Annotated in this window: 14 protein-coding genes; 5 read left to right on the forward strand and 9 right to left on the reverse strand. The window is 68.3% G+C overall.

From position 1 onward, the window contains the following. Positions 1-11: 11 nt before the first annotated feature. Both BLU04_RS05200 and BLU04_RS05205 read right to left on the reverse strand, forming a co-directional pair. On the reverse strand, positions 12-722 hold the full coding sequence (locus BLU04_RS05200; RefSeq protein WP_197673039.1) for an alpha/beta hydrolase: 711 nt from the start codon (positions 720-722) through the stop codon (positions 12-14). A 34-nt stretch (positions 723-756) separates the two neighbouring features. Continuing rightward, a complete protein-coding gene (locus BLU04_RS05205) occupies positions 757-1848 on the reverse strand; it encodes a phosphate acyltransferase (protein WP_093283110.1) in 1092 nt (363 codons plus the stop codon). Positions 1849-2320: 472 nt separating this feature from the next. Between BLU04_RS05205 and BLU04_RS05210 the strand changes: the two genes are divergently transcribed. Further along, positions 2321-2665, forward strand: a complete 345-nt coding sequence (locus tag BLU04_RS05210; protein WP_093283112.1) for a P-II family nitrogen regulator — start codon at positions 2321-2323, stop codon at positions 2663-2665. A gap of 206 nt (positions 2666-2871) precedes the next feature. Further along, positions 2872-5040, forward strand: a complete 2169-nt coding sequence (locus BLU04_RS05215) for a glutamine synthetase III (protein ID WP_093283115.1) — start codon at positions 2872-2874, stop codon at positions 5038-5040. Positions 5041-5112: 72 nt separating this feature from the next. Here the strand turns inward: BLU04_RS05215 and BLU04_RS16315 are convergent, their stop codons facing one another. From BLU04_RS16315 to BLU04_RS05235, 5 genes are all read right to left on the reverse strand, one after another. Beyond that, positions 5113-5262, reverse strand: coding sequence for a hypothetical protein (locus tag BLU04_RS16315; protein WP_157895139.1), 150 nt, complete (start codon positions 5260-5262; stop codon positions 5113-5115). Between the two features lie 27 nt (positions 5263-5289). Further along, positions 5290-7422: a PEP-CTERM sorting domain-containing protein gene (locus BLU04_RS05220; RefSeq protein ID WP_093283118.1), complete on the reverse strand. Its 2133-nt coding sequence runs from the start codon at positions 7420-7422 to the stop codon at positions 5290-5292. A gap of 678 nt (positions 7423-8100) precedes the next feature. Beyond that, a complete protein-coding gene (locus BLU04_RS05225) occupies positions 8101-8817 on the reverse strand; it encodes a hypothetical protein (protein WP_093283121.1) in 717 nt (238 codons plus the stop codon). 309 nt (positions 8818-9126) lie between these two features. Next, positions 9127-10101: an Ada metal-binding domain-containing protein gene (locus BLU04_RS05230; RefSeq protein ID WP_162274643.1), complete on the reverse strand. Its 975-nt coding sequence runs from the start codon at positions 10099-10101 to the stop codon at positions 9127-9129. Positions 10102-10177: 76 nt separating this feature from the next. Continuing rightward, a complete protein-coding gene (locus tag BLU04_RS05235) occupies positions 10178-12067 on the reverse strand; it encodes a sialate O-acetylesterase (RefSeq protein ID WP_093283125.1) in 1890 nt (629 codons plus the stop codon). A gap of 96 nt (positions 12068-12163) precedes the next feature. On the opposite strand from BLU04_RS05235, the gene BLU04_RS05240 reads away from it, so the two are divergent. The 3 genes from BLU04_RS05240 to BLU04_RS05250 all read left to right on the forward strand — a co-directional run bounded on the left by BLU04_RS05240 (position 12164) and on the right by BLU04_RS05250 (position 16172). Further along, positions 12164-13849: an FAD-dependent oxidoreductase gene (locus tag BLU04_RS05240; protein WP_162274644.1), complete on the forward strand. Its 1686-nt coding sequence runs from the start codon at positions 12164-12166 to the stop codon at positions 13847-13849. A 20-nt stretch (positions 13850-13869) separates the two neighbouring features. After that, entirely contained in the window at positions 13870-14496 is a 627-nt protein-coding gene (locus BLU04_RS05245; RefSeq protein ID WP_197673040.1) for a class I SAM-dependent methyltransferase, read from the forward strand. A gap of 134 nt (positions 14497-14630) precedes the next feature. After that, on the forward strand, positions 14631-16172 hold the full coding sequence (locus BLU04_RS05250; RefSeq protein ID WP_093283130.1) for a methyl-accepting chemotaxis protein: 1542 nt from the start codon (positions 14631-14633) through the stop codon (positions 16170-16172). An 88-nt stretch (positions 16173-16260) separates the two neighbouring features. On the opposite strand, the gene allE is transcribed toward BLU04_RS05250, so the two are convergent. Both allE and BLU04_RS05260 read right to left on the reverse strand, forming a co-directional pair. Next, complete coding sequence (gene allE, locus BLU04_RS05255; protein WP_093283133.1) at positions 16261-17013, reverse strand: (S)-ureidoglycine aminohydrolase; 753 nt, start codon at positions 17011-17013, stop codon at positions 16261-16263. 29 nt (positions 17014-17042) lie between these two features. Continuing rightward, a complete protein-coding gene (locus BLU04_RS05260; protein WP_093283136.1) occupies positions 17043-18422 on the reverse strand; it encodes a hypothetical protein in 1380 nt (459 codons plus the stop codon). Between the last annotated feature and the right edge of the window lie 15 nt (positions 18423-18437).

Here is an 18437-nt window from a genome sequence, read left to right on the forward strand (position 1 = left end):
AAGGCCGCCCTCTATCCCGGCACCCCCCGGAGCCATTCGACGATTGTCTCGGCGAGTTTCCGGGGCTGCTCGATCGGGATCATGTGGCCGCTCTCCTCGATGACGCGGAGGGCGGCGCCGGGGATCAGCTGGCGGAGTTCGCTCGCCTCCTCGCGGGTGCGGAGGCGGTCCTGGGCGGCGGCGATCACGAGGGTCGGGCAGCCGATCTCGCGGAGCCGTCCTCGGTCGTCGCCCCGGTCGAGGCGCGACTGGCGCTGGAAGACCTTGTGCCCGAGCCGGACGCCCATCTCGCGGATCCGCTCAATGTGGGACTCGTCGTCGTCCCGCTCCGGATGGAGGGAGGAGGCGATGGCGGCGCGGCTCAGGCCGGCGAAGTTCGGCGCGAAGAGGGTGCCGGAGGCCGCCGCGTTCCGCTCCACCTGCGCGGGGGAATCAGGCCGGGCCGAGGTGGCGATCAGGACGAGGGCGGCGACCCGCTCCGGGACGAGGCGGGCGACCTCGCGGGCGACGTACCCGCCCATGGAAAAGCCGACGAGGAGGAACCGTGCGGGGCTTTCCTCGACGATCCGCCGGGCCATGCCGTCGAGGGTCGCCTCCTTGCCGAGGTCTCCGTGGATCATGGGGCCGACGACGGAGAGGTCGGCCTCGACATCGCGCCACAGCGTCGCGTCGGCCATGAAGCCGGGGACGAGGACGACGCCCAGGCTTCCGTCGAGGATCATGGGAAAGTCCCTGGAAAGGGTGGAGGGCCGGGCCCTAGAGCTCGGGCGCGCTGACCGCGACCGATTCGGTCTCCTCGGTCGCGACGTAGCGGGCACCCTGCTCCGGGTAGAGCTTGCGGTAGGCGATGGCCTGGAGGGCGACGATGGCGGCGACGCCGAGGATGTCCCGCGTCGTCGCGCCGCGGCTGACCTCGGCGGCGGGCTTGTCGAGGCCGAGCAGCAGCTGGCCGAAGGCGCTCGCCTTGGCGAGGCGCTCCACCAGCTTCGCGGCGATGCTCCCGCTGGCGAGGTCGGGGAAGACGAGGACGTTCGCCTTGCCCGCGACGGGGCCGGAGACGCCCTTGAACTCGGCGACCTCGGGGACGATCGCGGCGTCGGCCTGCATCTCGCCGTCGACCTCGATGTCGAGGTTCTTCTCCATCAGGTATTGGCGGGCGAGGGCGGTCCCGGCGACGACCCGCTCGACGTCCTCCGTCTGGGCGCTTCCCTTCGTCGAGTAGGAGAGCATCGCGACGCGGGGCGGAATGCCGGTGAGCTGGCGCATCAGCTTCCCCGCCTCGATGGCGATCGAGGCGAGCTGCTCCGGGGAGGGCTTCGGGATGACGGCGCAATCGCCGAAGCAGAAGAGCCCCTCGTCGCCGTAGGGCGACTTCGGGACTTCGAGGACCATGCAGCCGCAGATCGACTTCACGTCGGGCAGGGTCTTGATGATCTGGAAGAGGGGGCGGAGGAGGCTGCCGGAGCTCGCCTGGAGGCCGCCGACCAGGCCGTCGGCCTGGCCGTGCTGGATCATGAGGGCGGCGAAGTAGTTCGGCGTCGTGACGATGCGGAGGGCCTCGGCCTGCGCCATCGACTTGTACCGGGGCATCGTCGTCAGGTACTTCAGGAAGACGGGGACGTCGTCGGCCTCGCGGGGATTGATGATGAGGATGCGGTGGAGGGAGACGTTCGCCTCCTTCGCCGTGGCGAGGATCTCCTCGCGGTCGCCCAGAAGGATCGCGATGCCCAACTTGTTGAAGACGAACTCCTCGGCCGCCTTCAGGACGCGGACTTCGTTCCCGTCGGGGAAGACAATCCGCTTCGGATGGTTCTGGACCTTCTTGAAGACCGTTTCGAGGAGGTTCATGGTCCCCTTATTATAGGGGGAGGCCGGGGAGAAACGAGCGTTTTCCCATCCCGCCCTCCGGCAATTGGGGAACTCCTTGATGGGTAAGGAAATGAAAACATCTCGCTCTTTTATTCATACTCTCAGGTAAAAAATTCATCCCCGAGGGGGAGGGGAGGCCGCCGCATGGCACGCCAGTTGCTTTTCTTTCTGCTTAAGGCACAGATGTCCCGGAATAGCGGGGACCTTGACGAAGGGAGATGCGAAGGAAGTACGACGTTAAGTCGGCCTTCCGAAGGGCTTCCCGGGTTTTTTGCGGCACCGAGAAAAACGGGTTGCAAAAGCCCTTTGGGAAGCGTTTCTTCGTCTTTGTCCATGGGGGGAATCCCGATTGGTCGGGAGGGGATTCCGCCATCTGACGCCTGAGAAAACGCAGCGCAAGCCCCGAAAAACAGTCACAACACAGTCTTAAAGAACACTGGAGAAAGAACACATGGCCCTGGTTAAAATCGAAGCAATCATCAAACCCTTCAAGCTCGAAGAGGTGAAGGAGGCATTGACCGATCTCGGTATTGCCGGCCTCACCGTCACCGAAGTCAAGGGGTTCGGCCGCCAGAAGGGCCACACTGAAATTTACCGCGGCAGCGAGTACACCGTCGACTTCCTGCCCAAGGTGAAGGTCGAAGTCGTCATCCCGACCGACCTCGCCGAAAAGGCCGTCCAGGCCATCATCGGCGCCGCGAAGACCGGCAAGATCGGCGACGGCAAGATCTTCGTCTCGCCCGTCGAGGGCGCCATCCGCATCCGCACCGAAGAATCGGGAGAAAAAGCGGTCTGAGCAAGCTTCAAAGGGGGGCCGCCCCCCTTTGAATCCCCCAAGCGGACGAGGCTGGGGGGACGGGACGCATCCCCGGATGCCGCCCCTCCCCGGCCCACCGCTTCCTCACCCCCTCCCACCCATCCCTCTTGGTCCGTTATCCCCGGAAGAATCTTCCCGGGACGGCGGGCCGAAAAACAAAAACAAACCCACAGCATCCACTATCCATGAGTGCCAGCACCTCCCGCCAAGCGGCGATCAAAGCGGTGACCGAGTTCAAAAGCCCGGCTCCGATCGACTACAAAACGCCCGTGACCGAAATCTACGGCACGAACGTCTTCAGCCCCGCCGTGATGAAGCAGCGGCTGCCGAAGCCCGTCTACAAGGCCCTCATCGCCACGATCGAGAGCGGCGCGAAGCTGGACGGTTCCATCGCCGACGTCGTCGCCTCCGCGATGAAGGATTGGGCCGAGTCGAAGGGCGCCACGCACTACGCCCACGTCTTCTACCCCCTCACCGGCCTCAGCGCCGAGAAGCATGACGCCTTCCTCTCCCCCGACGGCGTCGCCGCCGCCATCACCGAGTTCGCCGGGAAGACCCTGATCCAGGGCGAACCCGACGCCTCCAGCTTCCCGAACGGCGGCCTCCGCGGCACCTCCCACGCCCGCGGCTACACCGCCTGGGACGTGACGAGCCCCGCCTACCTCCTCGAGAACCAGAACGGCGTCACCCTCTGCATCCCGACGGCCTTCGTCTCGTGGACCGGCCACCTCCTCGACCACAAGACCCCGCTCCTCCGCGGCATGCAGGCGATCGACAAGCAGGCCAAGCGCCTCCTGAAGCTCTTCGGACACGACAAGATCAGCTACGTCGCCAGCAGCGCCGGTCCCGAGCAGGAATACTTCCTCATCGACCGGAACTTCTACTACGCCCGTCCCGACCTCCACCTCGCCGGCCGCGCCCTCTTCGGCGCCAAGCCCCCGAAGGGCCAGGAATTCGAGGACCACTACTTCGGCTCGATCCCTCCCCGCGTCCTCGCCTTCATGCACGACTGGGAGCGCGAGCTCTACAAGCTCGGCATCCCGATCAAGACCCGCCACAACGAGGTCGCGCCCGGGCAGTTCGAGATCGCGCCCGTCTATGAGTCGTCGAACCTCGCCGCCGACCACCAGCAGACCACGATGACCCTGCTGAAGTCGGTCGCCGAGAAGCACGGCCTCGCCGCCCTCCTGCACGAGAAGCCCTTCAAGGGCGTCAACGGCAGCGGCAAGCACCTGAACTTCTCCTTCGGCAACTCGACCCAGGGCAACCTCCTCGAGCCCGGCGACACCCCCCACGCGAACGCCCAGTTCCTGGCCTTCGCCACGGCCGTCATCCGCGCCGTCAGCATCCACTCGAAGCTCCTCCGCGCCGTCGTCGCCTCCGCGGGCAACGACCACCGCCTCGGGGCCAACGAGGCGCCCCCCGCGATCATCTCCGTCTACCTCGGCGACCAGCTCGCCGACGTCTTCGAGCAGATCAAGGCTGGCGAAGCCAAGACCAGCAAGTCGAAGACCACGCTCCAGATCGGCGTCGACGTCCTGCCCCCGCTCCCGAAGGACGCGGGCGATCGTAACCGCACCAGCCCGTTCGCCTTCACCGGCAACAAGTTCGAGTTCCGCGCCGTCGGCTCCAGCCAGTCGATCGGCGCCGCGATCCTCGTCCTGAACGTGATCGTCGCCGAATCGATCGACTACATCGCCACCGAGCTCGAGAAGGCCGGCCCCGACAAGTTCACCGCCACCCTCCAGAAGCTCCTCCAGAGCATCATCGTCGAGCACGGCAAGGTGATCTTCAACGGCAACGGCTACTCCGAGGAATGGCACAAGGAAGCGGAAGGCCGCGGCCTCCCGAACCTCAAGACCTCCGTCGAGGCGCTCCCCGCCTACACGCTGCCGAGCACCGTCGCCGCCTTCGAGAAGTACGGCATCCTCACCAAGGAAGAGCTCGAAAGCCGCCAGGAAATCGCGCTCGAGCAGTATGTGAAGACGATCAACGTCGAGGCGCTCCTCACCCTGGAGATCGCCAAGACCCAGATCTTCCCCGCCGCGCTGCGCCACCTCGGTGAGGTCTCCGAGTCGATCGCCAAGGCGAAGGCCATCGGTGTCGACTTCCCCTCCTGCCCGGCGGAAAAGACCGCCGAGCTGATCAAGGAGCTGGGCGCGGGCATCAAGGAACTCTGCGAGGCGCACAGCCACGAGGCCGAAGGAACGACCCTCGACCACGCGAAGTACGCCAAGGACAAGATCATCCCCGCGATGCTCAAGACCCGCGAGGCGGCCGACAAGCTCGAAGGGATCGTCGCCGACGACCTCTGGCCCCTGCCGACCTTCCAGGAAATCCTCTTCATCAAGTAAGGATCCCGGAACCGAAAAAACCGCTCCCCGAAAGGGGGGCGGTTTTTTTGTGTCCCGGGAGGAAGCGTGGTTTCAATGCCGCATGCGGCTGGGGCGGCGGACGGGCGCTGCGGGGCGGGAGCCTTCGCGGCGGGAGGAGGGGGTCCGGACGGGTTGGAGGGCGCGGCGGCGGGGGAAGAGGCCGGAGAGCAAGGCCCGGCAGAGGTGGGGAAGGAGGCGCATGGATTTCTTTGGGTTGGAGGTTGGGGATTAGAGGAGGCTCGCGGAGAGCTTGCGGGCGCGGCGGCAGACGCCGCCGAGGAAGAGGAGGCCGCCGCACATCAGGATCACCGTGGAGGGCTCGGGGACGGCGGCGAAGGTGAGGAGGCCGGTCGAGCTGAGGGAGAGGATCTCGGCCCCGCCCAGGTTGCTGGTGAGGCTGCCGAGGGAGCCGGTGATCGTGGCGCCGTTGGCGAGGCTGAAGAGCTGGATCGAGCCGTTGTAGGTCCCCGCGCCGAAGTTCAGGTTGATCGCGCCGCCGGTGAGGTCGAGCGTCGTGTTGCTGAGGTTGATCGTGTCGTAGGTGCCCGCGCCGAGGGCGGGGCTGAGGAGGTCGATGGTGGTGGTCGAGTTCGCGAGCTTGATGGTGAGCGGCTGCGTCGCGGCGGTGAAGGAGAGGCTGCCCGCGGTGCCGGTGCCGCCCGGGGCGAGGCCGCCCGTCGCCCCGGCGGCGAAGGTGATGCTCGCGGTGCTGGAGGCGCTGCTGTTCGTGTAGGTGCCGGAGCCGGAGAGGCTGGCCGCGCCGGTCAGGACGAGGCTGTTGCCGTTGAGGTCGAGGGTCGCGTTGGCGTTGGGGGTCAGGGTCCCCGCGACGGTGACCGTCGAGCCGAGCTGGAGGGTCGAGGCGAGGGTGCCGTTGCCGACGAGGACGTTGCCGACGGCCCGGTTGTTCGTCGACTTCAGCGTCGCCGTGCCGGAGCCGCTGTAATAGAAGGTGCTGCCCGAGTTGATCGTGGTGGTGGCGGAGGCGTCCTTGTTGCCGAGGTCGTTGACGCCGCCGGTCGCCGTCGCCTGGAGGATCACCCCGCTGCCGACGCCGACGTCGGCCCCGCCGCCGAGGTTGAAGGCCGCCGCCTTGAAGACGCCGTTGCCGCCGGCCAGGGAGCTGGTCCCCGAGTTCGTGATGGCGACGTAGGAGGAGGTCGACGCCGTGGTGCCGGTGGGGGAGAAGGTGGTCGCCGCGTTGCCCGCCGTGGCGTCGTAGGTGTAGCCGTTGAGGTCGACGGTCGCCGTCATGTTGTTCTGCAGGCTGTAGAAGAACGGGGTGGTGTAGGTGCCGCCCGCGAAGTTCATGTTGCTGCCGAGCTTCAGGATCGTGTTGTCCCCGGAGGCGGTGGAGGAGAAGGTGAAGGTATCGACGGCGTTGGCGACCGAGTTCGCCGTCGCGGTGGTGGAGACGAGGGCGGTCATCGTCCCGCCGGAGGAGCTGTTGCGGAGGCCGAAGCCGGTGACCGCGCCGAGGGCGATGGTCTGGGTCCCGGTCGAGGTCTGGTTGAAGTAGACGCCGTTCGTCCCGTTGGAGAGGCTGCTGGTCCCGTCGGAGAAGCCGCTGAAGGCCGTCCCCGCGCCGATGTTCACCGTCGCGCCCTGGAAGAGGAGCGCCCCCGCGGTGGCGTTGCCGTTGGAGCTGGTCGCCGCGACGGTGTTCGCGCTGGCCGAGGAGGTGAAGTTCCCCGCGATGATCGCGAGGGTGCCGCCCGAGGCCTCGCTGTCGACCTTGATCGCGCCGCCCGCGCCGAGGGAGACGGGGGCGTTGATCGTGAGGCCGAGGATGTTCGAGACCGTGTTCGCGGTCTCGAAGGTGAGGTTGCCGTTGACCTGGACGCCGGTGCCGGTGTAGCCGCTGTTCGCCAGGATGTAGGTGCCGCCGACGACGGTGTTCGTGTTCGCGCCGATCATGAAGTTGGACCCGGTGTTCAGCGTGAAGGTCGTGTTGCCGTTGAGCTGGATCTGCGTCGTGCCGCCGAGGAGGGTGCCGGCCATGCTGCCGCCGGTGGTCAGGGCCAGGCTCTTCTGGAGGTTCAGGACCATCGTGGTGAGCGAGGCGTTCGCCATCGTGAGGGTGCCGAGGTTGCCGGTGGCGCCGGTGTCGTAGTTGACGGTGTAGCCGAGGACGAGGGCGTTCATCGTGGCGCTGTCGGCGGCGGTCGAGGGCGAGGTGAGGTTGTTCCAGTTGGTGCCGGTGCTCCAGTTGCCGTTCCCGAGGAAGGACCAGGTGGAGGAGGTGCCGTGGGACTTCGCGGTGCTCGCGAGGAGGAAGAGACCGCAGAGGGCGATCATCGTGCGGGTCGTGAGCTTACGGAAGGCGTGCTGGGTCTTCATAAGGTGGGGGGCGGTCTTCATGTTTCCAGGTTATGAAATCGCGCGGCTCTCCGGTATCGGACGGGGGCTGAAAATGGGCGTCTCATTTATCCTACTGTCCGACAGTCTTCGTCCTACGCGGGGGGCGTAGGATTGCTTAGGGGGGGTGAGGGGGGCGCGGGTTGGGGAGCGCCCTTCGGGACTTGCGGGGTCGACCCTGTACAGCTGGATGTAACCCGCTTTAACCCCACAGAGGGGCTTCGCCCCTCCGTGACCTCCTGTTCTGAGGGCCTTAACTAGGCGGACGCGTTTCCCCCTGCGCCTTATCTCCTCACTGGATTAAAATCGGATGGTGCCGGTACGCCCGAGGGTACGTACTGAAGGGGTAGACGGTACCCATACGCCCTGACTCCTATCGGGAGAGGTCTATGGGAGAGATGTCTTCAGGGGTTCAGCACCGAGGAGATAGGCCTGCTCCTTGGATGCTCCTTCTCATGGTTTGGCCCTCAAGGAGGTTAGATCCAGCGGAGCAGAGCGGGCGTATGGGAGATAGGCCTCTTGGATTGCGCAATATCTACACCACGGCCTATCAGACAAGAGGGTCCGGAGGGCGTGCCCCCGTTCGTTCAAACGCGCGGATCGCATCCAGCTGCACAGGGAGATGTACCCGGTCCCGAAGGGCTGCCCCTCCCCCGCGATCCCTTTCCTCTAACGCCGACCTTAGAACGGCGTCGTTGCCAGCGGATTCAGATTGATCGCGACTTTCTTGAACGGGGAGAACGGCGTGAAGGGGGGGACGGGGGAACCGGGAAGCGCCGCGGGGGGCGTGTAGGAGGTGCCGATTTTCGAGACGTCGAGATTCTGCACCGGATCGTTCGCGGAGAGGGGGGTGATGGTCGGGAGGTCGTCGGTTTCCCGTTCCTCGAGCTTCGTGACGCTGGAGAGGATGATCGTGATCGAGGCCATCGCCTGGGAGGTGCTGGCGCCGAGTTCGATGTGGCGGCCATTGACGCTGAAGCTGAGTCCCTTCGGGTTGGCGAGGTCGGCGGTCAGGATCGCGATCAGGTCGCCGGAGGGATTGCGGCCGTAGGTGATCGTGAAGGCGTAAGGGCCGACGCGGACGAGGGTGGCGATCGTCTCGGGGACGATCGTGGCGAGGTCCTTGTGGTTCATGTCGGCGATCACGAGGCTCTCCTGGACCAGCCGGAGGGAGAAGAGCTCCGGCGCGCCGGTATCGGGCGTCTTCTCGGGAATGGTCCGGGTCGTGAACTGGGTGGAGCCGCTGCCGGAGGACGTGGAAGTCGACGCCGCAGCCGCAGCCTGAGAAGGGGCCGCGTCGCCGTCGGTGGCGGCGAAGGCCGCGGAGGCGGTGCAAGCGATGAGGACGAGAAGCAGGTGCTTCAGCGAGAACCAAACCGATTTCATGAGTGTCTTCATATTTTCCTTCCTCATTCCCCCCGCCGCAGCCCGCAGGGGACGGGTGTCGAAGGGCGGAATGTGTTGCGTCATGGGGGTACCGTAACGTACGGGGGAGGGGGGACGGTATCGGACGAAGCCGGAAAGAAATGTCGGACGAAGACTCGGGGACGATGTCTAAAATGTCCTACACGGGGAGGTCCGTCCGGGTCTCGGAAAAGAAGGGCCGGGGAGGCCTCGTTCCTTTTGTGGCCTTGATGCGCCGCCCTTCCGTCCTCTGCGGAGGAGTGGGCGAAGAGCGGGCGGCCTGGGTGGGTTTTCCGTCGGGAACTAGGTAGAAACGGGGGGCGTCTTTCTCATCCTTCCGCTTTCGTCCTGGCGGACGATTTCCCCGACGCGGCATTGGAAGGCGGTGGCCTGGAGATCGGGCGGGAGGGCGGCGAAGAGGCTCCGGGAGGGCGTCGCGTCTGCTTCGAGGGAGACGAGGGAGACGGCGCGGGCGACGATCTTGCCGAAGGCCCCGTCGGCGGCGATCCGCGCGGCGCGGGGAAAGGCGGCGCGGAGAGCGCGTTCGATCGCGGCGGGCGAGGTGCCGAGGGAGGCGAAGCAAAGGCCCCGGGCCGCCTCGACCCGCGCCGCGAGGAAGGGGCCGAAGGGAGTGGCGGCATGGGCGAAGCCGATCCGCATCCCGCTGCCGCCGTCGCGGAAGCGGGCGGGACTCATGCCGAGGGCGCGGGGGGCGGCCGCGTAGAAGCGGCTGGCGGCGTTGAACCCGGCGGCGTGGAGCGCCTCGGTGACGGTGGTCGTCGTGGCGTCGGTTCCGGCGGGGGAGAGGGCTTGCCGAAGGCGGCGGTCGCGGCTGGCGGCGGCGTAGTCCTTCGGGGTGAGGCCGAGGGCGGACTTGAAAAGGCGGTGGAAGTGGTGGGGGCTGAGGCCGACTTCACGGGCGAGGTCGGCGAGGCGGGGCGGCGTGGTCCCGGCCCGGAGGGCGGCCTCGATCCGGCGGCAGCTCCGCGTGACGGCGTCGGCGCGGAGCGCGACGAGGGAGGGTTCCCCCGCTGCGGGGCGGCACCGCTTGCACGGGCGGAACCCGGCGGCCTCCGCCGCCCCGGGCGAGGCGTGGAAGGCGACGTTCCGGCGGAGCGCGGGGCGGGAGGCGCACGAGGGGCGGCAATAGATGCCGGTGGTGGCGACGGAGAACCAGAAGAGGCCGTCGGCGGCCCGCTCCTTCCCGACGACGGCGGCCCACCGGGCCGCGTCGGTGGCGTAGGGATTTTTTCGGGAATGGGGAGGCGGGCCTTTCACGGTGGGGAAAGGTATCCCTTTCCGCGCCGCGCCGCCTCCCGATTCCCGCTTTTTCATTCCCTCTTCAAGCCGTTCCTCAGACGGAATAGACGGGCCGGGCGTAGTCTCCGGAGAGAATCCGGGCGGGGGGGAGGTCGATGCGGCGGAAGCGGACGAAGAAGCCCCAGGCCCGGCCGTCGTTGAGGTCCATGGCGACGTGGAGGGTGTGGCGGCCCTTGGCGAGGCGGACGATCTTCTTGCTCTCGTCGGCGACGCAGGGGTTCGTTCCCTTGAGGTCGGTGAAGGACGGCTTTCCGTCGATCCAGAGGCGGAAGGGGCCGTCGTAGCCGAGGAGCGCCTCGAGGCGCATCGCCTCGGGGAGGTCGATCCGGGCGGCGAAGTGGGCGTGGCCCTTGTTGCCGTCCCACACGGCGTGTTCGTTGATGAAGCCGGGGAGCCAGGAGGCCCCGTAATCCTGGACGGTCGTCTTCAGCTTCGCCATGTCGGGCGGGGTGATTTTCCCGAGCGGCTTGGAGATCGGGAGAATCCCGCTCTTCCGCCACCGGACGACGAAGGGGAGGTCGGCCGAGGGCTTCATGAAGTGGAGCGGCCCGAAGACCGGGAGGGCGCAATCCCGGGCGTCGGCGATCGTGCAGTTCGGCGTCACCCCGTGGCCGTAGGAGAGGCGGGTCCCGGAGAGGGGCGTCTTCTGGAGGCGGAGGCGGGCCGTCGCGCCGTCGAGGGAGACGCGGAAGATCTCGTCGATCTTCTTTCCCTCGGCATCGACGAGGGCGAAGCCGTCGGGCTCGCCGTGGGAGCGGAGGCCCCCGACGACGTTCTCGAAATGGACGTCGAGGACGATCCCGGCGGTCTTCTTGTCGTGCTGAGGCTTCCCGATCGCCTTCAGGCGGGGCATCGGCGCTTCCTTGCGGTTGCCGTGGACGAGGCGGTCGGCCGCCCGCGCCAGGCGGAGGGCGAGGCGGGGCTGGCCCGCCGCGCCGATGTGGATCGGGTCGTCGAGGGGGAGGTCGACGGCGGGGACGGTCTCCAGGTGGGCGATCGCCGCGGGGAGGCGGCGCTGTTCTTCCTGGATCCGGTTCCACGCGGGGATCGTCTCGGCCGGGCGATGGCCGAAGACGCGGCCGATCTGGACGACGACCCACGGGAGGCGGGGTTGGCGGAGGTCGCGGCGGGAGGCGGCGACGAGTTTCCTCATCCGGTCCCGGTAGAGGGCGGCGGCGGCGGGATCGGCGTCGCTCTCCCCCTGGTACCAGAGGACCCCGGCGACGGGCTGGCCGGTGGCGCGGACGGAGAGGAGCATCGAGCCGTAGAGGGAGCCGCCCTTCAGCCCCTTCTTCGCCGGGTCCCACTGGGTCATCGAGGTCCCGCCGTGGGCGGTGCAGATCAGCGCCTGCGGGACCGATCCCGACCGCTTCACCATCTCGTGGGCGAAGTGAAGGCCGGGGCCGACCCCCTTCGGGGTGTTGCGGCGCAGGATCTCGCCCTGCTGCGGCGTGCACTGCGTCGCGGCGTGGCTCGTGTCGGGCGACTCGGGGATGATGTGGAGCGGCTCGGCGGCCTGGCGCCAGACGCGGCGCATCGAGAAGGCCTGGATGAGGGGATGGGGACGGGCGGCCCCTTCGCGGTTGGAGATGCCCTCCATGTTGCTCTGCCCGGCGAGGATCCAGACGTCGCCGACGAAGAAGGCGGGGACGACGACGGCTTCGTCGGTGCCCGAGACCCGGAGCTCCAGCCGGTAGGGGCCGCCCGCCGGGATCCCGGCGAGGCGGGCGGCGAAGGCCCCCTTCCGCGCCTGGCCGACGGCGCGGGCGCTCCAGCCGGGGAGGTCTTTGTTCTTCGATGAAATCGTCGCGGTGACCGTGCCGGAGACCGGGGCGGGGACGGTGCCGGAGAGCGCGGCGGAGGCCCCTTTCTTCCCGAGGCGTTGGAGGACTTGTCCGGAGGCGAGGCCGTGGAGGAGATGCATCGGGGGAAAATAGACGAATCGGTGACAATGGAAAGCCTCCATCTTTTCCGCGGGGTGGACAGACGGGGGGAGTCGGCTTATATAAGCAGGCACGGCATGACAACCACGACGACAACGGCGACGGCGGCGGCGGGTAAAAAGCGGATCGTGATCCTGGGCGGCGGCTTCGGCGGCGTCTACGCCGCGGTCCACCTGGAGCAGGGGATGACCGCCGCCGAACGGGAGGCGACCGAGATCGTCCTCGTCAGCCGGGACAACTACATCGTCTTCCACCCCCTCCTCCCGGAGGTCGTCTCCGGCTCCGTCGAGGTGAACCACGTCATCAGCCCGATCCGGCGGCTGGCCCGCGAGGCGCGGCTCCACACGCGCGAGATCGAGGCCATCGACGTCGTCCACAAGACCGTCCGCCTCGGCGCGGGGGCCCGTCCCGTCCCGCTGACGCTCCACTACGACCACCTCGTCATCGCGATGGGGACCCGCCTCGACTACGGCCTGATTCCCGGCATGGCCGAGCACGCCCTCCCCTTCAAGTACCTCGGCGACGCCCTCTGCCTGCGGAACCAGCTCGTCGGCGCGCTCGAGGCCGCCGAGGACGAGTCCGATCCGGCGGTCCGGCGCGCCCTCCTCACCTTCGTCGTCGCGGGCGGCGGCTTCTCCGGCGTCGAGTGCATCGCCGAAATGAACGACTTCCTCCGCGAGGCCGTCCGTTCCTACCACAATATTTGCGAGGAAGACCTGAAGCTCATCCTCCTCCAGCGCGGCGGCCGGATCCTCCCCGAGTTGACCGAGAAGCTCAGCGGCTTCGCCGATCACCTGCTGAGGAAGCGGGGCGTCGACGTCCGCCTCGGCGCGAGCCTGAAGGAAGTGAGCGCCGACGCCGTCACCGTCGAGGACGTGAAGACGAAGCAGTCCGAGTTGATCCCCACGCGGACCACCGTGGCGACGGTCCCCGCCGGGCCGCCCCCGATCCTCGCCTCCCTGCCGCTGCCGCAGGAGAAGGGCCGCATCCGGGTCGACACCGGGATGGAGGTCCCCGGCTTCCCCGGCGTCTGGGCCCTCGGCGACTGCGCGATGGTGATGCAGGTCGACGGGCAGTTCTCCCCGCCCACCGCCCAGCACGCCCTGCGGCAGGCGAAGACCTGCGCCGACAACATCATCGCCTCGATGCGCGGGACGCCGAAGCAGGTCTTCAAGTTCACCGGCCTCGGCAAGATGGGCTCCCTCGGGCGGCACAAGGCGGTCGTCGAGATCTTCGGCGTCCACGTCACCGGCCTCCCCGCGTGGCTCATGTGGCGCGCCGTCTACCTCTCGAAGTTCCCCGGCTTCAGCGGGCAGATCCGCCTCTTCGTCGACTGGGTCCTCGACGCCTTCCTGCCCCGGGACATCACCCAGCTCCGCATCTTCCACAAGGAGTCGGTCCACCGGCAGCACTTCCAGGCGGGGGAGAAGGTCTTCGGCGTCGGCGACATCGGCGACAAGGTCTACTTCATCGCGAAGGGGGAGGCCTCGGTCATCCGCGAGGGGCGGAAGCTGGCGACGCTGGCGAAGGGCGACATGTTCGGCGAGGTCGCCCTGCTCCGCAACCGGCCCCGCATCGCCGAGGTGAAGGCGGAGACGGCGCTCGACGTCGTCGTCGTCGGCCGCGAGGCCTTCCACGAGATCCTCTCGAGCCTCCCCGGCCTCAGCCGCCAGATCGAGGAGATCATGACGGTGCGGATGGGCCAGAACGTCAACCTGATGCTCGCCGCCCAGGAAGAGCCGCCCGAACAGACCCCCTGCTAAAGCAGAACCAAGGAGCCCCGATGATTTCCCTGCCCCCCCAAGTCGAAACCGTCCTGCGGGCGATGGCGCAGGAAGGCGCGACCCACGACACCGCCGAGACGGCCCACGCCCGGAAGCGGCTCAACCTCGAGTGGCCGACGGCGGAGACCCTCTTCGTCGCCGTCCGCCTCGCCCGCCGCCGCCGCATCCTCGAGATCGGGACCTCGAACGGCTTCTCGACGATCTGGCTCGCCTCGGCCATCGCGCAGCAGGAGGAAGGAGAGCTGATCTCGATCGAACGCCACGCGGAGAAGAGCGCCCAAGCGGCGCACAATCTGAAGAAGGCCGGGCTTTCCCGCTGGGTCACCCTCCTCCAGGGCGAGGCGACGCCGGTGGTCGCCGAGCTCGAAGGGACCTTCGACTGCGTCTTCTTCGACGCCGACCGGGTGACGGCGAAGGACCAGTTCGCGAGCCTCCTGCCCCGCCTGACCCCCGACGCCCTCCTCCTCGCCGACAACGTTCTCTCCCACCCCCACGAGATCGCGGGCTACCTCGAGTGCGTCGAGGAGAGCGGCCACTTCGATTGCGTCACCCTCCCCGTCGGCAAGGGTCTCCACCTTGCCATGCGGCGGCCCCTCGTCATCCCCGACAATCCGGCGCCGGAATAGGCCGACAGCTTCGGCTGTGGGTGAGGATTGGTCCTAGGCAATCGCCCCTCCCCGGTGGCCGATGTTTACTTATTTCACCAGCGTTACCTCTCTCCCGGTTTGTGCGGGCCTCCGGGAGTGTCACGCTGGGGTTCATGAAACATTGGACTATCCAAAAGCGCATCGTGATCGGCTTCTCGATCGTGCTGCTTCTCCTCGTGCTGCTGGCCGCGGCCTCCTTCAAGGTCTTCCATCACGTGAAGGAATCGGTGAGCGACGTGAGCGACGACGCGATCCCCGGCCTGGTCTTCGTGGCGAAGCTTGAGGCGCTGCAGGGGGAACGGGTGGCGGCGGTCCTGACCCACCTCCTTTCGCCGACGCCCGAGATGATGGCGGTGCAGGAGAAGAAGCTGGCCGACATCAAGGAGCGGGGCGAGGCGCTGGAAGCCGAGTTCGGCAAAACGTACCTCACCGCGCAGGAAAAAAGCGACCTGGCCGAATACGACGCGGCCCGCCTTACCTACAATGCGGGACGGGAGAAGGTGCTGGCCCTGAGCCGCGAGGGGAGGAAGGCCGAGGCCTTCGAGCTGAACCTCCGCGAGGTCGTCCCGCTGCGGGTCGCCCTCGGCGGGAAGATCGAACAGATGTTCCAGCACCAGCTGGAGCAGAGCCGCGATTTCACCAACCACAGCCATGAGCTGATCGGGACGGGGCATACGATCCTCGTCGTCGTTTCGGCCTTCGCGCTGGTCGTGGGGCTGGGCCTCGCGCTGGGGATCTCCCATTCATTGAACGCGGCGTTGCGGGAGGTCTCCGAGATCCTCGCGACGGGCTCCCACGAGATCGTCTCGGCGGCCCATCAGGTCTCGTCGTCGAGCCAGACGCTCGCCGAGGGGGCGAGCGAGCAGGCGGCTTCCCTGGAGGAGACGAGCGCCTCGCTCGAGGAGGTCGGGACCATGACGAAGCGGAATGCCGAGGGGGCCGCGCAGGCGAGCGTCCTTTCGGCCAACGCCCGCGCCGCCGCCGAGGAAGGCGCGGCGCGGACCTCCGAGATGGAGAAGGCGACCGCCTCCATCTCGGAAGCCAGCGTCGAGATGGGAAGCGCCATCGCCGATATCCGGGCCTCGAGCAACGATGTCTCGAAGATCATCAAGACGATCGACGAGATCGCGTTCCAGACGAACATCCTCGCCCTGAACGCCGCCGTCGAGGCGGCCCGGGCGGGCGAGGCCGGGGCCGGTTTTTCGATCGTCGCCGACGAGGTCCGCTCCCTGGCGAGGCGGAGCGCCGAGGCGGCGAAGGAGACGGCGCGGATGATCGAGGTCTCGATGGCGCGGAGCGCGCGCGGCGTCGAGGTGAACGAGCGGGTCACCGCGCAGGTCGCCGAGATCACGACGAAGAGCCGGACGGTGCGGTCGAGCCTCGAGGAGATCGTCGGCAAGGTCCGCGAGGTCGACGGGCTGATCGGGACCATCGCGACGGCATCCCGCGAGCAGACGACGGGGCTGCAGCAGATCAACGAGACGGTCTCGCAGATGGACAAGATCACCCAGAACAACGCCGCCGGAGCCGAGGAGAGCGCCGGGGCCGCCGAGGAGCTCAACGCCCAGGCCCACGAATTGCGCGCGGCCGTCGGGATGCTGGGCCGCTTGGTGAATGGAGCGAAAAAAGAGGGCGAGATGGTCGTTGCCTCATAACCGTTTCAGCTCCCCGTCTCCCCCCAGGCCATGGTGCCTCAAGGAGGTTAGATCCAGCGGAGGAGAATGGGCGTATGGGAGATCGGCCCTAGACCACCTCGGGCATCCGGTTCGACTCCCGGAAGAGGAGGAACTGGGCGGGGGTCTTTCCCGTCGCGACGAACCATTGGGGGCAGAGGGGGGCGGCCCAGACGGCGTCGCCGTCCTTCACCGGGTACCACGAGTCGTCGAGGCGGCAGATGCCCTGTCCCTGAAGGAAGAAGAGGCCGTGCTCGGCGCCGTGGACGCCCGCGCCGGGGAAGCTGGCGCCGGGCTGGAAGGTGAAGAGGGCCACGGCCATGTCGAAGCCGGGCTCGTCGGGGAGGAAGGGCTGGATGCGGGTGTCGGGATCGCCCTGGTAGGGCTGGGGTTGCACCTGGCCGCCGCGGCCCACGATCATCCGGGGGGAGAAGATGTCGGGGAGGGCGCGGTAGGCTTTCTGGACGATGAGGATCTGGGTCTCGGCCTCGGCCCCGGAGAGGATGCAGGAGTGGTGGGCGGGGATGTAGAGGTAGCCGCCGGGGGCGATCCGCTTCACCTGCGCGGGACCGGCGTCGACCGTGCAGCCGCCGGCGAGGACGTAGAGGAAGGTCTCGGTGCCGCTCTCGGGGAGGGTCGCCGCGCCGTCGGCCTCGAAGAGGAGGAGGCCGGAGAAGAACTTCGAGCCGAGGCCGGAGGAGAGGAGGGTGGCGAGGCGCGACTTCACGAGGCCGACAGCGGGGAGGAAGTTCAGCGTGTCCTGCGTGATGAGGGCGTGGCGGCTGGTGACCCGGGTGCGGGTGTGTCCGAGGAGTTGGGCCATGGAGGAGGGAGGGTGCGGCGGGAAACCGGTTAACCTTGCCGAGGAATGAAGCAGACTTCGCCCTCTTTGACAATCTTCGCCATCCGGCCATTGGCGAAAAGGGTGCGGCCCCGCTGGAGGACGCGGACGATCCTCCCCCCGACGACCTGCCCGGCGTAGAGGCTTTCCCGCTCCGCGTAGAGGCATTCCCCGGCCCCCATGCCGACCCGGTGCGATTCCTCGAGATCGAGGAAGAGGAGGTCGGCGTCTTTCCCGAGGGCGATGCCGCCCTTGCGGTCGGCGAGGCCGAGGAAGGCGGCGGCGTCGGGGCCGAGGCGGGAGGCGAGGCGGGCGCGGCCGGGACCGGTCTCGGAGGCGAGGTCGGGCCGGGTGAGGAGGGCGGCGTGGGCGTGCTGGGCGGTCCGCATGCCGTGGGCCTCGGCGTGGCCGGAGAGGAGGAGGTCGATCGGGCTCGGATGGGAGGCGGCGGCGGCGAAGAGGGCGGCGCGGACGGGATCGGATCGGAGCGGCGGCAGGGGGCGGGCGCGGGTGAATTTCTGGCCGAGGGGGGAATGGGCGGCGGCGGCCCCGTCTTCCTCGGAGAAGAGGAGGTGGTGGGCGGCGCTCCCCGTGGTGACGCGGAGCTCGGGGTGGGCGGCCCGGGCGGCCTCGATCCGGGCGAGCGACTCCACGAGAGTGAGGGGAGAGAGGAAGAGGGCGCATCCGGCCTCCCCGGCGAGGTCGAGGGCGATGCGGACGGCCTCGTCCTCGGCCCTCGGGGGATGGCTTTCGAGGAAGAGGGAGCGGGGGCCGCCGAGGCCGTTGTTGGCGGCGGGTAGCTCCGGGACGCCCGATTCGGTGTGGAGGTGGACGGGGAGGCCGAGGCGGGCCGCCTCCTTCATCGCGCGGAGGAGGAGGGGATGGGCGACGGGCGGCGCGCCGTCCCGCTCGGCGGGGGCGAGGGAGGCGTGGAAGCCGACGATCCCGGCGTCGCGGAGGGCCTCCATCTTGCCGAAGTGGACGGCGGTGCCGCTGATCCCGGCCCAGAGGGCGAAATCGGTCCGCGAGTGGGCGAGGAGGAACGCCTTCTTCCGCGCGAGGCCCTCGGGATCGTAGAGGGGGAGGTTCCGACCGCCGGGGAGGTCGGCGTAGAGGGTGCCGCCCCCAGCGGCGAAGGGGGCGCCGATCTCGCCCGGGGCCGTGATCCGGGTCTCGGCCTGGGCGGGGAGGAAGCGGACGGCGGGGTCGACGACGCCGGGGAGGAGGACGAGGCCCGAGGCTTCGAGGAGGAAGGCGGCGGCAAGCTCGAGGCCGGGGCCGAGGGCGACGATCTTCCCGTCGGCGACGGCGATGTCGACGCGGGCCATCCGGCAGTCGGGCCCGGGCAGGGCGACGTACCCGCCCCGGATGAGAAGATCGGCTTCGGTCATGGCCTCCTTGCCCCT

It is taken from the genome of Verrucomicrobium sp. GAS474, from assembly GCF_900105685.1.
GTDB lineage: Bacteria > Verrucomicrobiota > Verrucomicrobiia > Methylacidiphilales > GAS474 > GAS474.